This is a genomic window from Thermincola sp. GK-1, from assembly GCF_059412445.1.
Genome location: NZ_JBSQAT010000006.1, coordinates 94,203 through 116,305, shown reverse-complemented (window position 1 = coordinate 116,305; position 22,103 = coordinate 94,203). Strand labels below are relative to the sequence as shown.

The window sequence follows — 22,103 nt, the reverse complement described above, 5'->3', positions numbered from 1 at the left end:
ATCCCCCCATTATAATTTTTCTGAGTTAAATAAAAAATCCACGCCAGAAATCCGGCGTGGATTTACCTTCTCCCCACCTAAGCCAACCCTTACACACGAGGCGGCATAGACCATTCCAGGCAGGTCTCCTGACTCAGGTTCATCGCATTGAATGCCCCTTCCCCCTTGCGGAGTGGTTTGGCATCTGCTCTCCTTCACAGTGGCGGGTCCGTCCGGGATTTGCACCCGGTTCCCTATTCTCCCTTCACGGGCACCTGGAACGTTTGGTAATTATCCAGTTTGTTAGTGTTATTATAGTAAAAGTTTCCCACTGCTGTCAAGGGGTTGGACAAACACGACACAAACATTTTTCATTTACTGGATTGAATTTGGTAAAAATAACATTTGAACAATTGACTAACAGAACGTACTACTGTATATTTATAGTATAAGAGTAAATTTAAAGGGCTTTAGGTAACTTGGGATCTGGGGGGATAATGTGGGGAACGAAAACAAGTACCTGCGTATTGGCCAACTGGCTGAATTAGCTGGGGTTAGCGCAAGGACTATTGATTATTACACCCAACTGGGCCTCATCCATGAAGCGGCCCGTACTCCGGGCAATCACCGTCTGTATGCCGAAGAAACGCTAAAAATAATTAAAATGATAAAAGAAATCCAAAAACAGCATTACTCTTTGGAGGAAATTGCCCATTTGTTAGCCGGCAAAGAGAAAGGTGAAGTTTTTGAAAAGATTGTCAGCATCAGTCAGCATCTGGACGAATTACAAAAGGAAGTGACGGAACTGGTACCCGCTCTTCAGGTTGCCGGCGGAAATCCGCAGATAAGAATGGTATCCCAGGAATTAATTAACAAGGGGTTGTGCGTTATCCAGGCCTTGATGATTTTGCTCGGTGAGCCAATGATTTAAAACAAAAAAGGAGGATTGATTACCATTGAGTGGTTTTGGCAATCAATTAAAGACCGTCGTATTAATGAGTATCCTGACGGTGCTGGTCATACTTGTCGGCAGCGCTTTGGGCGGCCGGCAGGGAATGGTGATGGCTTTTGTATTTGCTTTGTTAATGAACGGCGCCAGTTACTGGTTCAGTGATAAAATTGTTATTAAGATGACCGGGTCCCAGCCTCTTACCAGAAATGGCAATCCGGAACTGTACGATATGGTGGAAAGACTGGCCAGCAAGGCCGGACTGCCTATGCCCAAATTGTACCTCACCCCGTCCCCGCAGCCCAATGCCTTTGCCACGGGAAGAAATCCGGCCCATGCGGCGGTAGCTGTTACGGAGGGCATACTCCGCTTATTGAACCGCGAGGAACTGGAGGGCGTAATTGCTCATGAGTTGGCACATATTAAAAACCGGGACATTTTAATCGGCACCCTGGCGGCCGTCATGGCCGGTGTAATTACTACTCTGGCTGACTGGGCGCAGTGGGCGCTGATTTTCGGCGGCGGGAACAGTGACGATGAAGAAGGCTCGGGTCTTGCTGCCCTGCCGATGATCATTCTTGCTCCGCTGGCCGCCATGCTGGTGCAGATGGCTGTTTCCCGTTCCCGGGAGTACTTGGCTGATGCAACGGGAGCGCGCATAGCGGGGAGCAGTAACGGCCTGGCCAATGCCTTGCTGAAACTCGAGCAGGGGGCCCGGATGATACCTATGGAAGTTAACTCCGCTGCCAGCCATATGTTTATTGTCAATCCCTTATCGGCTCAACGCTTACTGCACCTGTTTTCCACCCACCCGCCCATTGCCGACCGGGTCCGCAGGTTGCGGAATATGGGGCTATAATTAATGAAGTTTCCGCTTCCAGCATGACACTGTATTTAAGAAAAAATCCCTTCCCTTGCCGTGGGAGGGGTTTTTTTGTGTTTTGATAATGTCATAACAACCATATAAAAGGAATTTGTCAGAAAAAAGAGAATAATAAAAGAAAATAGCTGGGAATACAGGCAATAATTGTTAAACAATTTTAGGATAATCAGTGTAGCGCATACTTTGCAGGATGGGAGGGCGGAAGAAGTATGCTTTTTGAAAAACTTAAGCAATTAAAAAAAGTTGATTATGGAAAATTCTTAATACCGTCTCAAATACTCGAAGCTTCCTATAAACGATGCCGGGATAAAAGGGTTAAAGTTGAACTGGCTCAAATGCCGAGAATTCTAAGCCATCCTGAAGTTGATAAGTTGCTGGAAAAGTCTAAATTACTGTTATCGGCTGCCTGGCCTGTGATAAGAGCGGACCTTTACCCCAATTTTACCGATGAGGATCAGTTAATTATCCTCTGTAACCATGAAGGATACGCTGTTGCTTTAATGAGCAGCCCGAAAGCCCTTGAGTTATGCTATAGTATGAATATTGGCCCGGGAACCTGTTTCAGGGAAGAGGTCTGCGGGACCAATGCTATTGCTTTGGCCATGAGCTTGGGGAAAACGGTTGTCATAAGAGGGGAGCAGCACTACTGCCGGTTATTTAAAGATTGGAGCTGCATTGCGGCGCCGTTAAGAGGGCCCGGTGGGGATATTATCGGATACCTTGACGTTTCTATGGACAGTGAGGAAGAATTGGGCCATACACTGGCTTTGGTGCAGTTGGCTGTGAAATATATAGAAGAAAAAATGGGTGAAAAGCAGCTATCTGATGAAAGTTTAAAAGGAGCAGATATTCTACTGGATAATCCCTTTAAATTAAGGATATTGAGTATCCGCGAGAGAGAAGTAATTCGTTTAATGGCCGGTGGACAAACGATAAGTGAGATAGCAAAAGCAATGAGAATAAGCCGGGAGACAGTAAAAACATACTGTAAAAGAATTTATAAAAAGCTGGGAGTTAACAGGAAAAGCGATTGCTTAAAGAAAGCCAGGGAATTACGGTTACTTGATGAATGAGCATGTCCCCCTTCTGGGGGACAAAATTATGTCGAAATGTGACTGAAAAATCCCCCATTTTGGGGGACAGAAATTTATGGAAAGGTATGCTATGATGAGATTATACTATAACAACCCGGGGAAAGACCCTCTATGTCAATAATTAAAAGTAAATATTTATTGGATTGAGAAAAACCAAAACCGGTATATGCCAGATATGTAATATGATGGTAGCTATATCCGAAGTTAAATCTTTGATAAAAAGCCGTGTGTAAAAATCCTGCAGTTTCTAGGCAACTAAACTATGTTTCGCCTTTGCTGCGAGGAAAACTGATTGATCATACGGTTTACGGTTTTTCCAGATAGCAAAGATAATCCTGACCCAAATCCGTATAGCTTCATGATGAGCCTTGCCCTGGGAGCGCTTTTTGTCGTAGTATTCGCGCGCCCAACTAACCCACCGTACCGTTTGATAAGCAAATTGGTGCAATGCGTTGCGGAAGGGTTTCACGCAGGATTTTCGTCGTTTGGCAAAGCGGTATTTCCCACTTTGATAAAGAACCGGTGAAGTTCCACCCAGGGCTTGTACTACAGAAGCGTTCAGAAAGCGTTCCCTGTCATCTCCCCACTCTGCCAAAAGTCTCGGGGCCAGCCGCGAACCCGCTCCAGGCAAACTGGCGAACAACTTGCTGTCAGAGTGGAGCTTAAAAAGGCGCTCTATCTCCTTGTCATACTCTTTGATTTGCTCGAGGAGCGGTTCGAGCTGAGAAATCACAGCTAACATCAAACGGGCTTTGGTTCTAGTAACTACCGGGCTAGCCTTTAACTGGGGAGAATGCAACTTTTGATACAGCGCTATAGCCGTCTGATTGGGCTTTGGATGCTTATGAGCTTTTAAGAAAGCAGCTAACTCCGGCACAGAAGCCTGCTGCGCTGCTTCCAATGTGGGGTAGAGTTTCAAGAAATCCAGAGCAACAGGGAGAGTAGGCTTAGAAAAAAGCTCCAATGCTACCGGAAAATATTCTTTCAAGCAAGCAATTAAACGGTTGGTTAAACGAGTGGATTCCCGAATTAAAGTGTCCTGGTCACGGGTTAAAGTTTTTAGCTCCTGGATCAGCTCAGAGTCCGGTTTGAGTTGTCGCAAGCGGCTAATATCCGTTCTACCCAGTTCTGCCAGGATACGGGCATCCAGTGGGTCGCTTTTGGCACCGGAAGGCTTGCGCCGCCGGTCAACAACCTTGGGGTTCACAGGATAAACGGTGAAACCTTCTTCCAGCAAAAACTGGATTAACAGGCCGTGTTTGGTTTCTATGACACAGGCTGCCGACTGAGGGTTTTTGGCCATTTTAAGGAGCTTTTCCTTCAAACATTCTAGGCCTTCACGGGTATGAGGGATAGTGAAGTTAGCTTTTCTAAGCCTTGGGAGTCGATAACAGATATCCGGTGCTGGGTATCAGCCCAATCAATACCGACGTAAAGCAACTTCATGACCTCCTCGATTTAGAGATTAATTACTGTAGCTCGGTGGTCAGCCTTATCTAACTGCGGTGCTCGAAGCACGACCCCTCTATCGACCATGACCGACTACAGTCTTATTTCGGGAAAGACAACTCTTTCGAAAGCAGTCGAACTGACCAGGAGGTGATAGTCTTTTCCCGAAAAATTGGGCTCTCTGACTTCATTACGCTGGTGGGAAGGGTTTTCCCTTCTCCCTATAAACTACTTTAACAGATAAGGAGGTGAAAAATGAGGCTCAATTTAAAAAAGGCAGTAAAATTAATCCTCACAACATTATTAATCTTTTCCCTGTTTTCTGTTGCCGCGCCGGGTTTTGCCGTTCATGAAAAGGTCTCCGCTGATTTAGCAAGTAAGATCAAAAATAATTCCAACTCCATAGTTCCCGTAATTGTCCAAACAAAGCAAGGCTTACAGGAACAACATAAAACCCGCATCCAACAGTCAGGCGGTAAATTGAAGCACGACCTTTCCCTGATCAAGGGTTTCTCCGCTGATTTACCTGCTTCGGCCATAGAAGAAATGTCTAAGGATGAAGATGTCGTCCAAATTTCCTATGATACCGAAGTCCGTGCCTGCCTTGATATTGCGGTACCTGCAATCAATGCTCCTGCCGCTTGGGCAGTCGGTTTTACAGGGAAAGGTATTACTGTAGCCGTTATTGACACTGGCATTTACCCGCATCCTGATTTAACTCAGCCTACGAACCGCATTATAGCTTTCAAGGATTTTATCAATAAAAAAACATCACCTTACGATGACTACGGCCATGGCACACATGTAGCAGGGATTATTGCAGGTAATGGTGGTAAATCCAACGGGCAATATAAGGGCGTAGCCCCTGAAGCCAGCCTGGTAGGAGTCAAGGTTCTGGACAATACCGGCGGCGGCCGCGCCAGTGACGTAATCGCCGGAATACAGTGGGTTGTTCAAAACAAGGCCACTTATAATATCAAAGTGATAAACCTATCGCTGGGCTCTCCGGCAACACAATCCTATGCTGCCGATCCCTTGAGCCAAGCGGCGGGCGCGGCCTGGGACGCGGGGCTGGTGGTAGTGGCAGCCGCAGGAAATAATGGGCCGGCGGCAGGGACAATAAACACCCCCGGCATCAACGCGCATATAATCACGGTAGGGGCTGTGGATGAGAGGGGGACAGTTGACCAAAAGGATGATGTTATTGCCGGTTTTTCTAGCAGGGGGCCGACCATTGACGGTTTAACCAAGCCTGATTTAGTGGCCCCGGGGGTAAATATTACGTCTCTGGCATCAGACACGTCGTATTTGCCCAAGAAAAATAGCGGTTCGGCAGGTAAACCGGGAAAAGCCGCTCAAGCCGAAACCCAGGAAAAACCTGCACAAACCACTATTACCAATTACTATGTTACCATGTCGGGGACATCTATGGCAACCCCGATGGCAGCAGGAACCGCTGCTTTGCTTCTGGAGCAAAACCCAAATTGGACACCGGATGAGGTGAAAAGGCAGTTGACGAATACTGCGGTTGATTTGGGATTTGCGCCTTATGAGCAGGGGGCGGGGGAAGCGTTTTTTAAGTAGCAAAATAAGGAGGTTTAAAAATGAAAAGGTTGTTAGGGGTTTTAATGGCGTTTTTATTAACATTAATGACTTTTGCCCCGGCGTTTGCTAAGGAAGTTACTATTAGTGAAACTAAAACAATTAATGAATACCAAAAAATTAAAGAGCTTCAACAAAAAAATGACAATGAGTTAAAAAAGCTAGGGTATACCGATGTTCAAATCAAAGAACTCAAAAAAATTGATTATGCAGAAGAATTAAAAAAGAGAGCTAAACTTGACGACATGACACTCAAAAACTACGGCTATACTGATGAACAAATAAAAAAGCTTAAATGCTTTAAGGGCACTGAAGATGAAATAAATGCTTTAGCAGCAACTTTGACATTTGATGCATATCACTTAAACTTCTGGTATGACTCAAAAAATGATCGGTCTTATTGGAAGACAGGTTTTAGTTGGTCATGGAGTAGTAAACCTCTTTACTTAAGTACTGACATTATTGGGGCAGGCTGGGCACCTACAATGACTTTACTTACAGCAGAATCTTATAATGTTGTAACATATAAAGCAACAACAATAGGGAGTCCAACGTCGTATACAAAACAATATAATTTTGCCCTGGCGGGTACTAATACTGCTCAGGCTAAATTTCCTTTATGGGATTCTTATAACAAAATGTGGGCAGCAGAAGGTTGGGGGTTTGTTAAGGTATCTAGGGGAGGCATGACGAGAGATATGCAAATGAGAATAGCTTATGGACATACCCAACTAGATATTTCAAATCCTTCCGTGTCTTATCCGTGGGGCATATCTTTTTCATGGATAACTGGTGTTAATGAAGAAGCAAGTGAGACGGTATCATATTCTAATTAAAAGTGATGGGCAGATATTATTCTGCCCATCATTAGCATTTTATTTGATCTTTGGGTGGTCATTGATAATATTATATTATTATACTGTGCATTACTGTTTGGGAGGCTACAATGAAAAACAGAAAATTGAAAACTATTATATTGTTGTTATTAATAAGTATCTTATTATTATCAGCGCTTAGTTACGGTTTGTGGAAAAAACGGGAGCAATCGGCAGTTAATGATTATAAAATGTACATGGCTAAACAATATGATATACTTAACTTCTTACAGGATTCTCTTGATGTTAGGAATAATACTTCTGATTTTACAAATAAATTGATGTTAGCTAAAGGAGAGTTTACGTATTTAGATCCAATAATAAAACATGTCCCCATGCCTAAATCATTGATAGAGTTTCATAACGAAGGGAAAAACCTAGTAGACGAAATCTTGTTTAAAGCTTCGAAAGGTGAAATGGTTGAAAATGACATTTCAAAACTTGAAGATTACACAAAAAAACTTCGTCGAATGGTGCGCACTCTAGGCCCATCTATCGTCGAAGCTGAGTCGGCTGCAGTTATTTTTAAGCGTCTTGATGAGATTGGTAAAACTTTGTGATAAAAAAAGAACCCGGTGGTAACCCATAGCTTTGATCGAAGATGCCCTGACAGTTAAGTATTCCATCATTTATCAGAGCGTTAACTTAATTCTTGAAGGGGTCCAGTTTTGATGGCCTACTTGTTCGCGGCGGTGACAAAAATCCTAAATTCCATCAAAGTCAATGAGCTTAAGGACGATTTTTGTTTTGTTCAGATAACTATTGTTCTGATTTTCGAGAGGCTACAGGATTGTATAAGGAGCATTCCTGTAATGAAATAAAATGAGGTTTGAAAAAGAGAATATGAAGGATTTGCGAAGTTTGACCGATGGGTGGCAGAAAATGCACGTTGACATGGTAAAAAAGAAGTTATTGTAGGTATGGAACCAACAGGACATTATTGGTTTAGCCTGGGCTTTCACCTGTTAGAAGGCCAGGTAAAGATAGCCCTGGTCAATCCGTTCCATGTCAAACGAACCAAGGAACTGGATGACAACAGCCCGACCAAGAATGACCGGAAGGATCCCAAAACTATTGCAATGCTAGTCAAAGATGGCCGGTACCTGGAACCGTATCTACCGGAAGGTGTGTACCGTGAACTGCGGGTGGCCATGGAAGTTTATGTTTTATAGCATCAGTGGGAGAAATCAAAAGGTTTGCGCATCTGCGGCAAATTCAGAAACTGGGAAGGCTGAATCTTAATGAAAACAGTTCAGGTAAGCACAAAGGTAAAATAACATTGAGTAAACGTGGCAACAAGAATCTGCGACGGGGCCTATTCCAGGCAGTGATGCCGCTCGTGGCCAAGAATCCAGAATTTCGGGAGTTGCATAAGCACTATACTACTCGGGAGAAAAATCCTTTAACCAAAATGCAATCCCTGATGGCCCTGTGCTGCAAACTAATCCGAATTTTTTATGCACTTTTAACCAAAGGTACAACATATGACCCGCAAAAGATGCTAAGTGATATCCGCAGGCCAAAAATGTTAGTGGCTTAGAATTACACTGCAGCAGTCAATTATACACCGCACTTCCTCGCCTGTTAAGGGCGAAGCGGAGCCGCTGAAGCGGCCCTTGACTGGCTCGTGACCGCGGCGTTAAGGGCAGCCATGTGGTGAGCAGCGGTACATTTATGTAATACCGTAACCAAGATTGATTATAGATTTAGATCTTTGACAATTTAGAGCTGGGATAGTCAGGTTGAATTTTATCCATACGGGCAAAGACCCTGCTTAGGAGCATGACTGACATTCCACCTCTTGGAGAGGCAGAACGAAGGAATTTAGGGCATTGACCCTGTGAGACATGGGAGGGTTCCCACCGGAGACAATGTGGAATCCCAACGGCCGTAAAATACAAACAACCAGCGGTCTGGTTTACTCCACATACGTACATTCAATATTATACTGCTAAGCATTAATTATCCAAGAGACTCTAAATTGAAAAAGTGAAAATCTATGATTAAGCGAGCAAAAAGGAGATATCAAAAGATTATTGAGGGAGATTGTTTTATGAGAGAAAGAAAATTGTTTGTGGTCCTTTGCTAACGGTGTTTTTAATAACTAATTTGACAGGTTTGGCATATGCAAACGAAAAAATCGTTGATTTTGATCCCATTAAGGAATTTTCAGCAGATGGACCGTTTTATGAGAAAGGAAAAGACCAAAAGAATGTTAAAGTAGCTGATAAAAACAATGTTGAAACAGATGCGATTTATTATACTTATTATTGGAAGATAACCGGTTTATCAGGTCCTACTAAGTACTATGGAGAAAAATATACCTTAGTTTCAGGGGCAGGAGGACCTAATGGTAGTACTTTAGGTGCAAGTATACAAGCTAGTTGGTCTGATAGTATAGGGGGAACACTAAAAGTTCCTATTAATGATGTAGAAGTTCAAATTGGAAGAACCTTAACTAATAGCGGTACAGTAACAGTTAGCTATTCTATTAATGTTCCAGCTAACAAAAATGCTACTATTTATTGGCAGAGAATGTGCCTCTGGACAGCCTGGCCGGTAGCTTGTTCTTCCAGCTTGTCAACTCCTGGTATGAAAAGGGAAGCATCATCCTGAGGCAAAAATAAATAACAATACTGCAGAAATGTCCGCAATTGTTCCGGCTTTATAATAGCTAAGCAAAGATGGTTCTATTTCTTAGGGCTGGCCGGTTTTTCTTGGAAAAGAGAAAAACCGGCTCTAATAATTCACATATTAAAAAATAAAAGGAACATACAAATTGAACTAGAAGAATAACCCGAAAGGAGGAATTTTAAATGTTTTCTTTAAAGCGGTTTTTGCTTGGATTAGCGATAAGCTTTTTATTTTTGACGTGGTTAAGTACGAAGTGGATACCATACGATTATCCTACTGCACCTTTTTGGGTAGTATGGTATTGGCAGGCCAGAGATCAACTATTTAGAGTTCATAATTACGGTCTTATTTTTTTACCTATTTCAATTATAATTGGCTTATTTCTAGGATACTTATCCAAAATAAAAAGCTTTATATTTAAAAAAAGTAACTAAGCAACATAAACTATGAGTCTGTCCGAGAATTGATTTCATACAACAAAGCAGTACGAAATATCGTATTTTATATTGTATACAGCTAAACTTCTCATCCAATACCGTCCTGTTGAATCTCTCCACGAATCCGTTTGTCAGGGGCCGGCGCACTTTAGTTCGGCGGTGTTCTATGTCATTTAAAGCCAGATACAGTTCGTAGGGATGAGTCTCTGTTCCGTTGTACTCCCGCCTATTGTCGGTAATAATTGCAGATATGGAGAGACCACGTTCCCGGTAGAAAGGAATTACATCGTTATGCAAAAAACTGCTACAGCACACTCTGGTAGTTTTTTACACCGAAAAGGCGATAGGAATCATAAGACGGATTAATGGCGCATAATTTTTTCCTGAGAATAAATTTGGAGGGATAAAGTGCAAATCATCATCTGGCGGGTAAATCAAAAAAATTCCCTGTTTTTTCTCACCGGGGCCCTGTTTACAGTACTTTTAAGCCACCTTTGCTGTATCGCCTCGGCTTTGCTGCCCCTGGGTTTGAACGGTTTGACAGTCTTTCTGGAAAAGACCCTTGGCGAACTACAGCCCTGGCTCTTTGTTTTACCGGGAATACTGCTAATCTTCTCCGGTTGGCGGATTTACGGGAACCCCAAGAGCCACCTGATAGAAAAGGTGCTATTCTGGATATCGGCATTAATTGTGGCGGGGATGTTGTACTTGCAAAAACAGTGATGTTCCAGAGGGGTACCAAGGTAGCCGTAGATTCCATGCAGGTTGGTACTACTGAAGTGGAACAGGGAGTCGTTCTGGCCCCGGAGGCAGGAAATTTCGTGAAAGAAATAGTGGATGGTTCGTTCCCGGCAAATGTGCCGGGTGCTGGACCTGTTTTAACAACTGCCTCTAAAGGGCCATTTATACCAAACGGATAAGGGGCAGAGGACATTATCAGGGGCCCATCGAAGCGTATAGAAAAATTTTTTATTATTTAGCTTTACACACCAGTTGCCAGGTCACGCCAAACCGGTCTGTTAATTTGCCGTACAACGGGCTGAAGAAGGTTTCCTGCAGCTCCATTTCCACTTGTCCTCCCTCAGACAGCGCTTCAAATGTTAAGCGTGTTTCATCTTCTGTATCAAATTCCAGTGAAAAAGAAATATTATTTCCTGCTCTGTATGGCGCATCCGGGGAAGTATCCGAAAAACGAATTACATGACCGTCTTTTCTTAACTCAGCGTGAAGAACAAGATTTTTCATATGGTCAGGCACTGGAAATGCCGGATTGGGCGGTGCATCACCAAAACGTAATATTTGCATTTCTCCGCCTAAGACCTTTTGATAAAACTTCACTGCTTCCTCACAGTTGCCTTTGAATGTAAAATACGGGATTATCCAGTCACTCATTAAAAACCCTTCTTTCTCTATTAATTTTGGTATACTGTGTAGATATGGTCCTTATCTTCTTAATAATTTTTGCAGTTACAGCAATTTTTCCAATTCATCTGCATCAGTGACGGGCGGGTGACAGGAATAGTTTTTGCAGACATAGGCCGTGGCTTTTTCGTTAACGGCTTTCCTGTCCCTGAGAAAGGCCACTGCCTGAGCAAGTTTTTCTCCTTCCGGTCCCGGTGGTTTTAGGATCACCGTTGCTTCCGGCATGAATCTGCTGTTTACGGTGGCAAGCAATTTTTCTGTGTCGCCTGCCTTCCGGTTGCCGACTACAGTTATGTCCACAGGCGGTGTCAGGTCCAACCATACAGCCATTAAGAAGTGAGAGTGACCCATGAGCGATTCTGCCACACTTCCCCCAAAGGCTTTGAGTTGTTCCCGGGCCCTTTCTGCAAGTTGCCGGTCACCTGTTAACCTGGCCAGCCTGAAAAGGTTCACGGCTGCTACAGAATTACCGGCAGGCAGAGCGCCGTCATAGATTTCTTTCGGCCGGGTGATAAGATTTTCGGCATCGTTACCATAGAGGAAAAGGCCGCCGTTTTCTTCATCCCAAAAAAGTTTCAGCATATCGTTGTTCAGCTCCAGGGCCTGTTCCAGGTATGCAGGCTCAAATGTAGCTTCATACAGTTCAATTAAACCCCAAACATAGAAAGCGTAGTCATCCAGATAGCCAAGGAATGCCGCCTCGCCGTCTCTAAACCGTGCTAAAAGCCGCCCATCTTCTCTGCGCAGGTTTTTGTTGATAAAGTTCACCGTATTGGCAGCTACTTCGGCATACTTTTTTTCCCCTAAGGCCCGCGCGCCATAGGCCATAGCGGCAATCATTAAACCGTTCCAGGCGGTCAGGATTTTGTCGTCTTTAAAGGGGTGCACCCGCTGCTCACGTCGTGCAAAAAGTTTTTTCCTGGCTTCTTCGTAGCCTTCTACGTAACCTGTTTCAATCAGGTTGGGTATACTTTTGCTTTCAAAATTACCCTGTGCAGTAATGCCGTAGTCACGGCAGAAATACCGCCCAAGATTATCACCCAGCACTTCTTTCACTTCTTCGGGCGTCCAGACGTAAAATTTGCCTTCCTCTCCTTCTGAATCGGCGTCTTCCGCCGAATAAAAACCTCCTTCCGGTGATATCATGTCCCTTTGCACATAAGTAAAAATTTCCTCGGCTGTTTTGGCATATTTACGGTTTCCTGTGGCCTGATAGGCTTCCAGGTATGCGATGGCCAGAAGGGCGTTGTCATAAAGCATTTTTTCGAAATGGGGCACCAGCCATTTCCTGTCGGTGGAGTACCGGGCAAAACCGAAACCTATGTGGTCGTAAATCCCACCGCGGTACATGGCATCGAGGGTCTTTTCCACCATTTCCAGGGCAGCGCCGTTGCCCGACATTTTCCAGTAACGCAGGAGGAAAGTCAGGTTGTGAGGAGTGGGGAACTTGGGCGCTGCACTGAACCCGCCATAAAGGCGATCAAAGTTTTCTTCAAAGTAGGCAAAGGCTTTGTCCAGCATCTCTTTTGAAACATCTCCGCCGGTATGGGAAAATAAATGGCTGTTTACAGCTTCCGTTATTTTTTCTCCTGATTCTGTCAGTTCTTTTTTTCTTTCCCGCCACAAATCGGCTATCTGAATCAGGATGTCTGTCAGGCCAGGCATTCCCCGGGCGCTTTTTTTGGGGAAGTATGTTCCTGCAAAAAAGGGTTTTTTATCAGGAGTCATGATAACGGTCAGCGGCCATCCGCCATGTCCGGTCATAGCCTGGCAGACGGACATGTAGATGGTATCTATATCGGGGCGTTCTTCCCGGTCCACTTTTATTGAGACATAGTGTTCGTTAAGTATGGCTGCTACTTCTTCATCCTCAAAGGATTCCCGTTCCATCACATGGCACCAGTGGCAGGTGCTGTAGCCTATGCTGAGAAAGATGGGCTTATCTTCTTTTTCTGCTTTTCGGAAGGCATCATCGCCCCAGGGGTACCAATCCACTGGATTGTGGGCGTGCTGGAGAAGGTAGGGGGATTTTTCGTTGATAAGACAATTGGTATACGTTGTCTGCATGTTTGCACTTCCTTTAACTTGTTATATCTGTTATATTATTTCAAAATCAACCCAAAAAAATAGCAGTGCGAAGGGTAGAAATTGCAAAGAGTTCCTTGAATGAACACAGGATGCTGCTTCCATCAGATTTTGAGAAATACCTGATATAAAAAACTTGTGGCGGTTACAGAAAATGGCAGGAAATGACACATCAAATGAGGTATAATAATTTAAACAGTGTATGGAGGGACTTTTATTGACCACGGATAACATTTTTCCAATAGAAAAACTAAGGTCGAGACTGCAAAAGTTCATAAATACAATCAGAGACAGTGGTCAAATAATTGCCTTTTACCTCTTCGGCTCTTACGCCGCCGGCAGGGCAACACCACAGAGCGATATTGACTTGGCTATCCTGTTTGACAAGTCTGTTGAACGGGAGCGCTACCTTCCTGAGAGACTCAGGTTAATGGGTGAACTGTCAATAGTTCTTGAAACAGACAGGGTTGAACTGGTTGTGCTTAATGAAGCGCCTCCTGCATTGGCATACCGTGTTATTAAAGATGGAGAATTGTTATTTGCCCGGGACGAAAGGAAAGGCCAGTTGGTTGACTTTAAAGTGAAAACAATGGACCTGTATTTTGATTTTTTACCTGCCCAACGGATATTTTCCGAAGGTTTGGCAAGGCGTATAAGGGAGGGGAGTTTCGGTGGTGGATAAGAATTCGCCCTACTGCGCATGTGTGAACTGAAGGGGGGAGAGAATTGTACAATGTAATCATATTGGGGATAGTAAGTTTTCTGACTGACATCAGCAGTGAAATGGTGTATCCACTGGTGCCTATTTATTTAACAACTAAACTGGGGGTTGCACCGGCCATCGTCGGGATTATTGAAGGGATTGCCGAGAGCCTGGCCAGTTTGCTAAAGCTCTTTTCCGGATATATCTCTGATAAATTCAGGCGCAGAAAACTGTTGGCTATTGGAGGTTATGGTTTTTCGGCAGCCGGCAAGGTACTGCTGGTAGTGGCCAGTTCATGGCTTTGGGTATTATGGGCCAGGGTTGCCGACCGTTTTGGCAAAGGCATAAGGACTGCCCCTAGAGATGCCCTGATTGCGGAAAGTTCTCAACGCGGACGTTCCGGTAAATCTTTTGGGCTGCATAAAGCCCTTGATAATTTGGGCGCTGTAATCGGAATTACTCTTGCTTTTTTCTTTGTTACTTATTATGAGGGGGACTATCAGCCGGTTTTTTTTGTATCAATTGTTCCCGCTGTATTGGGTGTGGCAACGCTGTTTCTGGTCCGCGAACATAAAGCAAACTCAACCCGTACGGCCAGGAATTTAAAATTTCAATGGAATACCCTTGACCGCCGACTGAAACTGTTTTTGATTGTAACGTTTATCTTTACCCTGGGCAATTCATCCAACCAGTTTTTGCTCCTGAGGGCAAAAGACCTGGGTTTCAGCACAGGGATGACCATTCTGTTGTACCTTGCTTTTAATGTTATCTCCACCTTAGTATCTTATCCCGCGGGGAGATTATCCGATAAATTCGGGCGGCGAAACTTTTTGGTTTTTGGATACTTGTTTTACGGGCTTGTCTATTTGGGTTTTGCTCTGGTTACAGAAAGACAGTGGCTGTGGCTCTTGTTTGGGGCTTATGGGATTTATGCCGGATTAACTGAATCGGTGGAAAAGGCATTGGTTTCAGATATCGCCCCGGAAGACCGGCGGGCAACACTGATAGGTCTGCATGCTATGCTGGTAGGCATAGGCTTGTTACCGGCTTCCGCTCTTGCCGGATTTCTGTGGACAAGCTTCGGAGCAGCGGCTCCTTTCTACTTTGGCGGATTTATGGGTATCTTTGCCGGAGTTGCTTTGTTTGCTGTTCTGGCTCCGGGGAATAAAGTTGAATATGATAAAAGTTGAATGTTAATAGATATGGGGGAGGACTCTGGATTTTGCCATTATTATAATTGTTTTGTAAGTTTTCCAAGGGATCTAAGTTCAAGCAATTGTTCATTCTCCAACAGCAATTTTTAGGATTTTGGGAGACCGGCAGGAAATGCTTGTTTTATGTAGAATATGTATCATTTAAAATATATTACAAAAAAGGCGATGGGGCTCGCCTCGAACCGCTGTTTTTACAGATGATGGCTCCTACTGGCTTAACGCCGGTAGGAGTTTTTATTCTGTAACGCAATTTTTGATTTCAGATTTACAATTTTTTACTTTATAATATAGTTTAACAAAGGCAGGTGTTTGGTTTGTGGATTATATTGCTGTAGGTTTGGCCGGGTTTTTGGGTGCCGTTACCAGGGCATTTCTTGGGAAAATAATTAATACATGGCTTGGCTGGTCTTTTCCGGTCAATACCTTAATCATAAATCTGACGGGATGTTTTGCATTAAGCTTTTTTCTCACTTTAACCCTGGAACGGCTGGAAATAAACCCCAGATTGCGTTTGGCGACAGGCACCGGATTTCTGGGGGCCTATACCACCTTTTCCACCTTTGCTGTCGAGTCAATTAATTTAATCCGGAACCAACAGGTTTGGCCGGCACTGGTTTATCTCCTGGCCACGCCACTGGGCTGTGTGATACTGGCCTGGGCCGGTTCCGTTGCAGCGATGGCATTGGCCCAACGGCAGGCTGGTTAGGAAGAACCTTCAGAGTTATAATAATATAGTGAGGGAATCTACTTATGGAATATTTGTTTGTAGGCATAGGAGGAATTTTTGGGGCTGTTTCGAGATACGGGATAAGCAAATGGGTAGGCCGGCGTTGGAAAGGGGATTTCCCCCTGGCCACTTTCTGTATTAATATTACCGGTTCCTTTATGTTGGGCCTGCTCTCTGTCCTGTTGACCAAAGGCGGGGCAACTCCGGCCTGGTTGAAGCCCGTAGCCACCACCGGTTTTATGGGGGCATATACCACTTATTCCACTTTTGCTTTTGAAATTATAAATCTGATTCAGGACGGGGAAAAAGGAATTGCGGTCAGGTACCTTTCAGGCAGTGTTATACTGGGGTTATTAGCGGCATGGCTTGGCCTGACTTTAGGTGAATATGTATAGGAGGATTGGGCATGGATATTACGGGAAAAGGTAAATTATTGAAGATTTATCTCGGGGAAACAGAGAAATGGCATGGAAAATCGCTGTATCACCAACTGGTACTGAAATTAAAGGAAGAGGGGATAGCCGGCGTAACCGTTTACCGGGGAATAGAAGGTTACGGAGCCGATAAAGTGCTGCATTCGGCCAGAATACTGGACCTGTCTGCCGATCTGCCCATGATTTTGGAGGCAGTGGATTCGGCAGAAAACATAACCAGGGTGCTGCCGATGGTCCAGGAAATGGTGCCCCGGGGTCTTATTATGGTTGTAGATGTTGACATTGTCCGGTACGGACCATTCCGGGTAAAGCAGGCTTAACCGGTAGCAACAGTCTTAAACATAAACCGCGCATTGGGTTCCCCGCTATTTCTGCAACAGGACATTGTCAATTATTTGCTGGATAACGGGGCCACAGCATTTCCCTGTAGGGTTGTTCAGTAAGCATTGTCCGTTTTTCATTGCTCCTGTGAGCCTTGCAACATCCTTTACGGTGCGGGCATTACCGTTAATAAGAGCGTTTTCGATTTGCTCCTGAGTAACCCTGTTACAATAGCAAATGTACCTGGGGTTGGCATTGGTTTTAAACCAAACAGGGACGGTTAAATCCTTCCTGTAAAAGACGATACCGGGTTTGAAATATACCACGTCGCAGTCTTCGGTCATACATAAATTGTAATCATGTGACTCTACGCTTTTTTTCAAATCATTCTTAACCAGGTGCCCGACAGTTTCGTTTTTGACGCCGGTGCCCTGTTTACCGCAAACGGGACACAGATTATCATTTGATATAAGTTTATTTTCAGGAGCCACACGGGCAGGTTCGCCGGAAGCTCAACAGGATTTTTGTTTTTCGGGCATAAGCATTCTCCCTTCATCCTTATTTGCTGTTATCTGTAATACAACCATCCATAGCCGTTTGTTTTATTCTCTTATATTTTTGTTTTATTCTCTTATATTCTTGTATATTGGCCCCAAATCCTGCCGGTTTGGGGCAAGATTTTGCAGGATAACCGTGTTTGACGGAAATGACAAGAAGGTTTAAGATAAATATATTGAAAAGTTTTACTTTCTTGTAAAGTCCGTGGAGTGAAGATTTATGGGAAAAAGTCGTACATACAGGGTATTAAGTCACTGGTGGGATTTTCGCCTCAAGCTTTTTGTTGAAGGTATAATAAGTGGTTTTGTGGCTGGACTGTTGGTAGTGTTTTTCCGTTTCATGCTGGAAAAAGCTGAAGTATTACGCGATTACATATACCCTGTCTTACAGAATAACGCTTGGTGGCCCAAAGCAGTATTCTTTCTGACACTCATTGTCATAGCTTTTTTATTAGGCAAAATTGTACGGTATGAGCCAATGGCGGCCGGAAGCGGCATTCCGCAGGTAGAGGGGTACTTATCTGGGCAGTTGACGATGAATTGGTGGAAGGTTATACCGGCCAAGCTGGTAGGAGGCATTATGGCCATTGGAAGTGGACTTTCATTGGGCAGGGAAGGGCCTTCCATTCAGCTTGGCGCTGCCGCCGGGCAGGGAGTCAGTCGTGCCCTGAGAAGATTGAGGGTTGAGGAAAAATATCTTGTTACGAGCGGAGCGAGCGCGGGTTTAGCTGCTGCCTTTAATGCTCCTTTGGCAGGTGTCATTTTTGCTCTTGAGGAAGTACACAAAAATTTTTCCTCGGTGGTTTTAACTGCCGCTATGGCGGCATCGCTTACAGCCGATTTGGTGTCACAAAATTTTTTCGGCCAAAAGCCGATTTTTCATTTTCATGACCTGCAAGTTTTGCCTTTGAAGTATTATTTCCTCCTGGTAGTTCTAGGGGTAATTGCCGGGGTTTTTGGTGTTTTTTTCAACCGTTCGCTGGTATTTACGTTAAACATGTACGGAAAGGTGAAGGTGGTACCGGAAATTGTTAAACCTTTGCTTCCTCTGATGGCAGGGGGCGTGCTCGGGTTTTACCTCCCGGAAACTTTGGGTGGGGGACACAGGTTGATTGATTCATTGGGAAGTGGGCACTATTCCCTGATTATGTTATTTGCGCTTTTGGCGGTGAAGTTTGCTTTTACCATGCTCAGTTACGGTTCGGGCGTGCCCGGTGGCATATTCTTGCCCTTACTTGTGATTGGCGCTTTAACGGGGGATATATTCGGCAGTATTGCAGTGAATTTGTTTCATATAAATCCACAATACTTGAACAATTTTATTGTCCTGGCTATGGCTGCTTATTTTACTGCCATTGTCAAGGCTCCGGTAACGGGCAGTGTATTAATTACGGAGATGACAGGCTCCTTCAGTCACTTGCTGGCGCTGATTACTGTTTCCATGACATCATACATGGTTGTTACTTTATTGCGGTCTGAACCTGTATATGAGCTTTTACTGAAAAGGATTTTACAGAACCGTGATAATGCACCTCATCAGGACAGGGGCACAAAGATCATCCTTGAAATACCGGTGTGCCTGGGTGCGCTTGTTGCCGGCCGCATGGTCAAAGAAGTTGAATGGCCCCAAAACTGCCTTTTGGTGGGCTTAAAAAGAGGAGAAACGGAGATCATTCCCCGGGGCCATGTAGAGATACTCCCGGGAGATTACCTGATTGTTCTTACCGAAGGCGACCGGACGGCCGAAGTTAAGGCAGCCCTGGAAAAACTTGCCGGAGAAACGGAAATGTAGCCACCTTTTCTCAACTGCCAATCTTATTTATCAAAGGCTGGGAGGAATTCTGGAATGAAGAACATGTCCCTGACTGACAGCGAAATAAGGAATTATGCCCGCAGTTCGTCGGTGTATCTGCGTGGGCACACTTACTATGTAGAAAACAGGGTGAAAGACCTGCGGTTTGACGCGGAAGAGCCGGCGGTTTATGCGACGGTTCTGGGGAAAGAGCTCTATGATGTGGAAATTAAATTATCTCCGGAGGGCGACTTATACAGTTGTTGGTGTGACTGCCCCGCTTTTGCCGGTTATGACGGTATTTGCAAACATATTGTGGCAGTATTGATAGCCTTCCAGCGTAACCTTCGGAAAAATGGCTTAATTATCCCAATGGAGGGCAATATTTGAGATATAAGTACATGATAGCTTCGACAATTTCCAGACATTGACATAAAGGCAACTCACTGATAGAATGGGGGTAAAATCAGGGAGGCTTTCATACGGCACAGAATATCAGACTGCCTTAAGCGACATAGACTTTGCTGTTTTGTTTGACAAAAAACTTGGTATTGCGGAGGAAGCGGCATTTTTAAGCCGCCTTTCCGAAATTCTCGGCACCGACCGGGTTGATCTGGTCAATCTGAACAAGGCCCCTCTTAACTTGCAGTTCCGGGCAATTTCGGAGGGGAAAATCATTTACGAGCGGGATTATATAACTACCTGTGATTACATGGAAAAAGTCATGGACCTCTACCAGGATTATGCCATAGACCTGCATTATTTTTACCGGGAGTATGATAAAGCCCTCAAGGAGGCTTATACCGATGGTTGATAAGGAAAAAACAGACGGAGCAACCATAGCTCACGCGGAGGTTTTTGCAGGATAGAGCCTAGACGGCTCTTTCTTCTTTTGAGGTTGATAGTGCCAATGTTTTTATTTCCACGCGGGGTTTGAACCGGCGCTTTATCTGCAAAACGTTATACAGGATTCGGCCGTAAAATGTCGAAGTATACAATAACAAAGATGAACCGGGGGTAAACCATGCAGTTGTTTAAGATTATTCGCAATCCTCACTTTTTTTCCCTGCTGGCCTCTCCCAACAGGGAGATATACGTGGAGGCCCTGTTTGTCGTTTACAGGTGTTACAAGCAGGAATTTATGATCAAAAAAGAAGAGCTGGTCAACATGCTTATCGCCACTCTGGAAAACCGCATGTTTGAACTGGCTGCGGAGGAAGGCGAAGAGCTGGATGATTACTCCCTGTCCGGCCGGGCCCACTGGCTTGTCCGCCGGCTCCTGGCCACCGGGTGGATTGAGCTGGACCCGCTGGTTCATTCCGTTGATGAATATATAGCGGTGCCCGACTACAGCGTGAAAATCCTGCAGGTACTTTATGAAATCAGCGAGGACAGGCCCAAAGAATACAATTCCCTGGTATATTCCACCTATTCCAATCTGAGCAAAGCCCAGGAGGAAAGAGGAGACTACGTGGCGGAGGCGCTGATGGCCGCCTACAGCTTAACCGACCGCCTGGTGGACAGCCTGAAAAGCCTGCTCAACAACATGGGCAGCTATTACCTTGCTCTCCAGGAACAGGAGGAGGTTAGAGAGGTATTGCGGGAGCATTTTGACCGCTACCAGGTGTTAATCTCCGATAAGATATATCACCCGCTCAAAACCTTTGACAGCGTGCCCCGGTTCCGCACCAGGATTCTCTCGATTTTACGCCAGTGGCTGGTTGACGGGGAGCTTATTGAAAAAATTACTGCACAACTGGTCCGCAAGGGGCGGTTTGCCGATGCGCCGGCTGCCCGTGATGAAACCGTCAGGATGATAACATTTATCATTGACCAGTACGAAAAAATGGACCGGCTCCTCAAAGAAATAGACCGCAAAAATGCCAGTTATACCAGAGCCTCGGTAGAACGTACCCAGTATCTGTTAAATACCAACCGGGATACCAAAGGACAGCTTATTGAAATTATCAAGGCCCTGCCCAAAATCAACCGTGAAGTGCCTGATAATATCCTAAGTGATTTGTGGTTGTCGGTGAACTTGTTTGAACAACACTGGGTAGACAGTAATTCTCTTTACCGTGAGCCCAAAAAACGGGTGTTTACACGGCCGGAACCCCTGGAGAGGGGTAACCGCTCGGACCCCGGGGAATTTGAGGCCGAGTTTGACCAGATCAAAAAACGGGTTCGGGACAGCTTGACCCACAAAAAAGTTATGGATTTCATGAAAAGTCTCCTGAACGGACAGGACCGGGTAAGGGCCCATCAATTGGAACTGGAGGTCACCGAGGACTTCATCAAGCTGATTCTGGGGGTTATCAAAGCAGACGAAAAGGGGGTACCTTACCGGATAACCTTTGAGGAAGGGTACCTGGTGGTTAACGGTTTCCGGATCCCGGACCTGACCATTGAGAAAAAAGGTGGAGAAAAGCATGTGGATTGACGACTACCAGAGACTAAATGACAGGGATAAGGAGCAGTTTACGCGCCTGGTCAACCGTCTCCTGGCCCGCACCTTCCTGCTCCGGGAGCGGGTTGACCCAAGGGAGAAAGCTGTGGTTATAGACCGGGACTTCAGGTTTCTTGAACGGTATTATTCCATTTTTAAGGGATATCTAGACCTGGCGGGATGGGACCTGACCCCGGATCCCCAACTGGGCGTGGCGGCTCTTTGCAACCGCTATGGGACCAACCGATACAGGCTGAATAAATACGAGACCTATTTTCTGTTAGTGTTGCGCCTTATCTACCTGGAGGAAAGCGAGAAACTGACCCTGCGCCGTGATGTGGTGACCACTGTACGGTCTGAATCTGAGTATACCGTGGGCAAGCGCTTTTGTGAAGGATTGCCTGGCTGAGATGGGCGGCAAGTTGAAATATCCATCCCGATTACCCCGTGAACCCAAGAAACTGGAACTGCTGCTGAATACTCTGCAAGGGATTCATAAA

Annotated in this window: 23 protein-coding genes, 2 pseudogenes and 2 riboswitches; of the genes and pseudogenes, 20 read left to right on the top strand and 5 right to left on the bottom strand. The window is 45.0% G+C overall.

Annotation, left to right across the window (positions count from 1 at the left end):
* Window positions 1-101: 101 nt before the first annotated feature.
* A riboswitch (cobalamin riboswitch) is annotated at window positions 102-273 on the bottom strand.
* Between the two features lie 205 nt (window positions 274-478).
* From ACSNJE_RS07745 to ACSNJE_RS07735, 3 genes are all read left to right on the top strand, one after another.
* Window positions 479-910: a MerR family transcriptional regulator gene (locus ACSNJE_RS07745; protein ID WP_013119453.1), complete on the top strand. Its 432-nt coding sequence runs from the start codon at window positions 479-481 to the stop codon at window positions 908-910.
* A 25-nt stretch (window positions 911-935) separates the two neighbouring features.
* Entirely contained in the window at window positions 936-1,787 is an 852-nt protein-coding gene (locus ACSNJE_RS07740; RefSeq protein ID WP_495252384.1) for a zinc metalloprotease HtpX, read from the top strand.
* A gap of 233 nt (window positions 1,788-2,020) precedes the next feature.
* Window positions 2,021-2,884 (top strand): response regulator transcription factor, encoded by an 864-nt coding sequence (locus tag ACSNJE_RS07735; RefSeq protein WP_495252383.1) that lies wholly within the window; start codon window positions 2,021-2,023, stop codon window positions 2,882-2,884.
* 268 nt (window positions 2,885-3,152) lie between these two features.
* Here ACSNJE_RS07735 and ACSNJE_RS07730 read toward each other — a convergent pair whose 3' ends face one another.
* Window positions 3,153-4,229 (bottom strand): IS110 family RNA-guided transposase, encoded by a 1,077-nt coding sequence (locus ACSNJE_RS07730; protein WP_495252382.1) that lies wholly within the window; start codon window positions 4,227-4,229, stop codon window positions 3,153-3,155.
* Window positions 4,230-4,609: 380 nt separating this feature from the next.
* On the opposite strand from ACSNJE_RS07730, the gene ACSNJE_RS07725 reads away from it, so the two are divergent.
* The 6 genes and pseudogenes from ACSNJE_RS07725 (at window position 4,610) to ACSNJE_RS07700 (ending at window position 9,447) form a co-directional block, all read left to right on the top strand.
* Window positions 4,610-5,938 carry a S8 family peptidase gene (locus tag ACSNJE_RS07725; protein WP_495252381.1) on the top strand — a complete coding sequence of 443 codons (1,329 nt, stop codon included), beginning with the start codon at window positions 4,610-4,612 and terminating at the stop codon, window positions 5,936-5,938.
* A gap of 20 nt (window positions 5,939-5,958) precedes the next feature.
* Window positions 5,959-6,792, top strand: a complete 834-nt coding sequence (locus ACSNJE_RS07720; protein WP_474661217.1) for a hypothetical protein — start codon at window positions 5,959-5,961, stop codon at window positions 6,790-6,792.
* 110 nt (window positions 6,793-6,902) lie between these two features.
* A complete protein-coding gene (locus ACSNJE_RS07715; protein WP_474773695.1) occupies window positions 6,903-7,391 on the top strand; it encodes a hypothetical protein in 489 nt (162 codons plus the stop codon).
* A 111-nt stretch (window positions 7,392-7,502) separates the two neighbouring features.
* A complete protein-coding gene (locus ACSNJE_RS07710) occupies window positions 7,503-7,652 on the top strand; it encodes a hypothetical protein (RefSeq protein WP_160315561.1) in 150 nt (49 codons plus the stop codon).
* 72 nt (window positions 7,653-7,724) lie between these two features.
* Window positions 7,725-8,371, top strand: a pseudogene (locus tag ACSNJE_RS07705) (transposase); the annotation flags it as partial.
* Window positions 8,372-8,877: 506 nt separating this feature from the next.
* Window positions 8,878-9,447 carry a hypothetical protein gene (locus ACSNJE_RS07700; protein WP_495252380.1) on the top strand — a complete coding sequence of 190 codons (570 nt, stop codon included), beginning with the start codon at window positions 8,878-8,880 and terminating at the stop codon, window positions 9,445-9,447.
* A 536-nt stretch (window positions 9,448-9,983) separates the two neighbouring features.
* Here ACSNJE_RS07700 and ACSNJE_RS07695 read toward each other — a convergent pair.
* Window positions 9,984-10,228: pseudogene (locus ACSNJE_RS07695) on the bottom strand (integrase core domain-containing protein); the annotation flags it as partial.
* An 82-nt stretch (window positions 10,229-10,310) separates the two neighbouring features.
* On the opposite strand from ACSNJE_RS07695, the gene ACSNJE_RS07690 reads away from it, so the two are divergent.
* On the top strand, window positions 10,311-10,625 hold the full coding sequence (locus tag ACSNJE_RS07690) for a hypothetical protein (RefSeq protein WP_474773699.1): 315 nt from the start codon (window positions 10,311-10,313) through the stop codon (window positions 10,623-10,625).
* A 249-nt stretch (window positions 10,626-10,874) separates the two neighbouring features.
* Here the strand turns inward: ACSNJE_RS07690 and ACSNJE_RS07685 are convergent, their stop codons facing one another.
* Together ACSNJE_RS07685 and ACSNJE_RS07680 are read right to left on the bottom strand one after the other, a co-directional pair.
* A complete protein-coding gene (locus tag ACSNJE_RS07685; RefSeq protein WP_474773700.1) occupies window positions 10,875-11,294 on the bottom strand; it encodes a VOC family protein in 420 nt (139 codons plus the stop codon).
* A gap of 75 nt (window positions 11,295-11,369) precedes the next feature.
* Window positions 11,370-13,391, bottom strand: coding sequence for a thioredoxin domain-containing protein (locus ACSNJE_RS07680; RefSeq protein WP_495252379.1), 2,022 nt, complete (start codon window positions 13,389-13,391; stop codon window positions 11,370-11,372).
* Window positions 13,392-13,611: 220 nt separating this feature from the next.
* Here ACSNJE_RS07680 and mntA (ACSNJE_RS07675) point away from each other — a divergent pair, with 220 nt between their 5' ends.
* From mntA (ACSNJE_RS07675) to ACSNJE_RS07655, 5 genes are all read left to right on the top strand, one after another.
* The gene (mntA, locus tag ACSNJE_RS07675) at window positions 13,612-14,091 is read left to right on the top strand and encodes a type VII toxin-antitoxin system MntA family adenylyltransferase antitoxin (RefSeq protein WP_495252378.1); all 480 of its coding nucleotides are present in this window, start codon (window positions 13,612-13,614) and stop codon (window positions 14,089-14,091) included.
* 44 nt (window positions 14,092-14,135) lie between these two features.
* Entirely contained in the window at window positions 14,136-15,302 is a 1,167-nt protein-coding gene (locus tag ACSNJE_RS07670) for an MFS transporter (protein WP_474773703.1), read from the top strand.
* Window positions 15,303-15,478: 176 nt separating this feature from the next.
* Window positions 15,479-15,543: riboswitch (Fluoride riboswitch) on the top strand.
* 99 nt (window positions 15,544-15,642) lie between these two features.
* Window positions 15,643-16,032: a fluoride efflux transporter CrcB gene (gene crcB / locus ACSNJE_RS07665; RefSeq protein ID WP_495252377.1), complete on the top strand. Its 390-nt coding sequence runs from the start codon at window positions 15,643-15,645 to the stop codon at window positions 16,030-16,032.
* A gap of 44 nt (window positions 16,033-16,076) precedes the next feature.
* Window positions 16,077-16,448, top strand: a complete 372-nt coding sequence (gene crcB / locus ACSNJE_RS07660; protein ID WP_474773704.1) for a fluoride efflux transporter CrcB — start codon at window positions 16,077-16,079, stop codon at window positions 16,446-16,448.
* Between the two features lie 11 nt (window positions 16,449-16,459).
* Complete coding sequence (locus ACSNJE_RS07655; RefSeq protein ID WP_495252376.1) at window positions 16,460-16,807, top strand: DUF190 domain-containing protein; 348 nt, start codon at window positions 16,460-16,462, stop codon at window positions 16,805-16,807.
* 45 nt (window positions 16,808-16,852) lie between these two features.
* Here ACSNJE_RS07655 and ACSNJE_RS07650 read toward each other — a convergent pair whose 3' ends face one another.
* Window positions 16,853-17,347: a Csac_0668 family 2Fe-2S cluster-binding (seleno)protein gene (locus ACSNJE_RS07650; protein WP_495252375.1), complete on the bottom strand. Its 495-nt coding sequence runs from the start codon at window positions 17,345-17,347 to the stop codon at window positions 16,853-16,855.
* A 238-nt stretch (window positions 17,348-17,585) separates the two neighbouring features.
* On the opposite strand from ACSNJE_RS07650, the gene clcA reads away from it, so the two are divergent.
* The 5 genes from clcA to ACSNJE_RS07625 all read left to right on the top strand — a co-directional run bounded on the left by clcA (window position 17,586) and on the right by ACSNJE_RS07625 (window position 22,012).
* Window positions 17,586-19,157 (top strand): H(+)/Cl(-) exchange transporter ClcA, encoded by a 1,572-nt coding sequence (gene clcA, locus ACSNJE_RS07645; RefSeq protein ID WP_495252374.1) that lies wholly within the window; start codon window positions 17,586-17,588, stop codon window positions 19,155-19,157.
* Between the two features lie 54 nt (window positions 19,158-19,211).
* Window positions 19,212-19,547 (top strand): SWIM zinc finger family protein, encoded by a 336-nt coding sequence (locus tag ACSNJE_RS07640; RefSeq protein ID WP_495252373.1) that lies wholly within the window; start codon window positions 19,212-19,214, stop codon window positions 19,545-19,547.
* A 64-nt stretch (window positions 19,548-19,611) separates the two neighbouring features.
* The gene (gene mntA, locus ACSNJE_RS07635) at window positions 19,612-19,971 is read left to right on the top strand and encodes a type VII toxin-antitoxin system MntA family adenylyltransferase antitoxin (RefSeq protein ID WP_052218544.1); all 360 of its coding nucleotides are present in this window, start codon (window positions 19,612-19,614) and stop codon (window positions 19,969-19,971) included.
* A gap of 210 nt (window positions 19,972-20,181) precedes the next feature.
* Window positions 20,182-21,597: a Wadjet anti-phage system protein JetA family protein gene (locus ACSNJE_RS07630; protein WP_495252372.1), complete on the top strand. Its 1,416-nt coding sequence runs from the start codon at window positions 20,182-20,184 to the stop codon at window positions 21,595-21,597.
* The gene (locus ACSNJE_RS07625) at window positions 21,587-22,012 is read left to right on the top strand and encodes a DUF4194 domain-containing protein (protein WP_495252371.1); all 426 of its coding nucleotides are present in this window, start codon (window positions 21,587-21,589) and stop codon (window positions 22,010-22,012) included. The genes ACSNJE_RS07630 and ACSNJE_RS07625 overlap by 11 nt, the downstream gene beginning before the upstream one ends.
* Window positions 22,013-22,103: the final 91 nt, after the last annotated feature.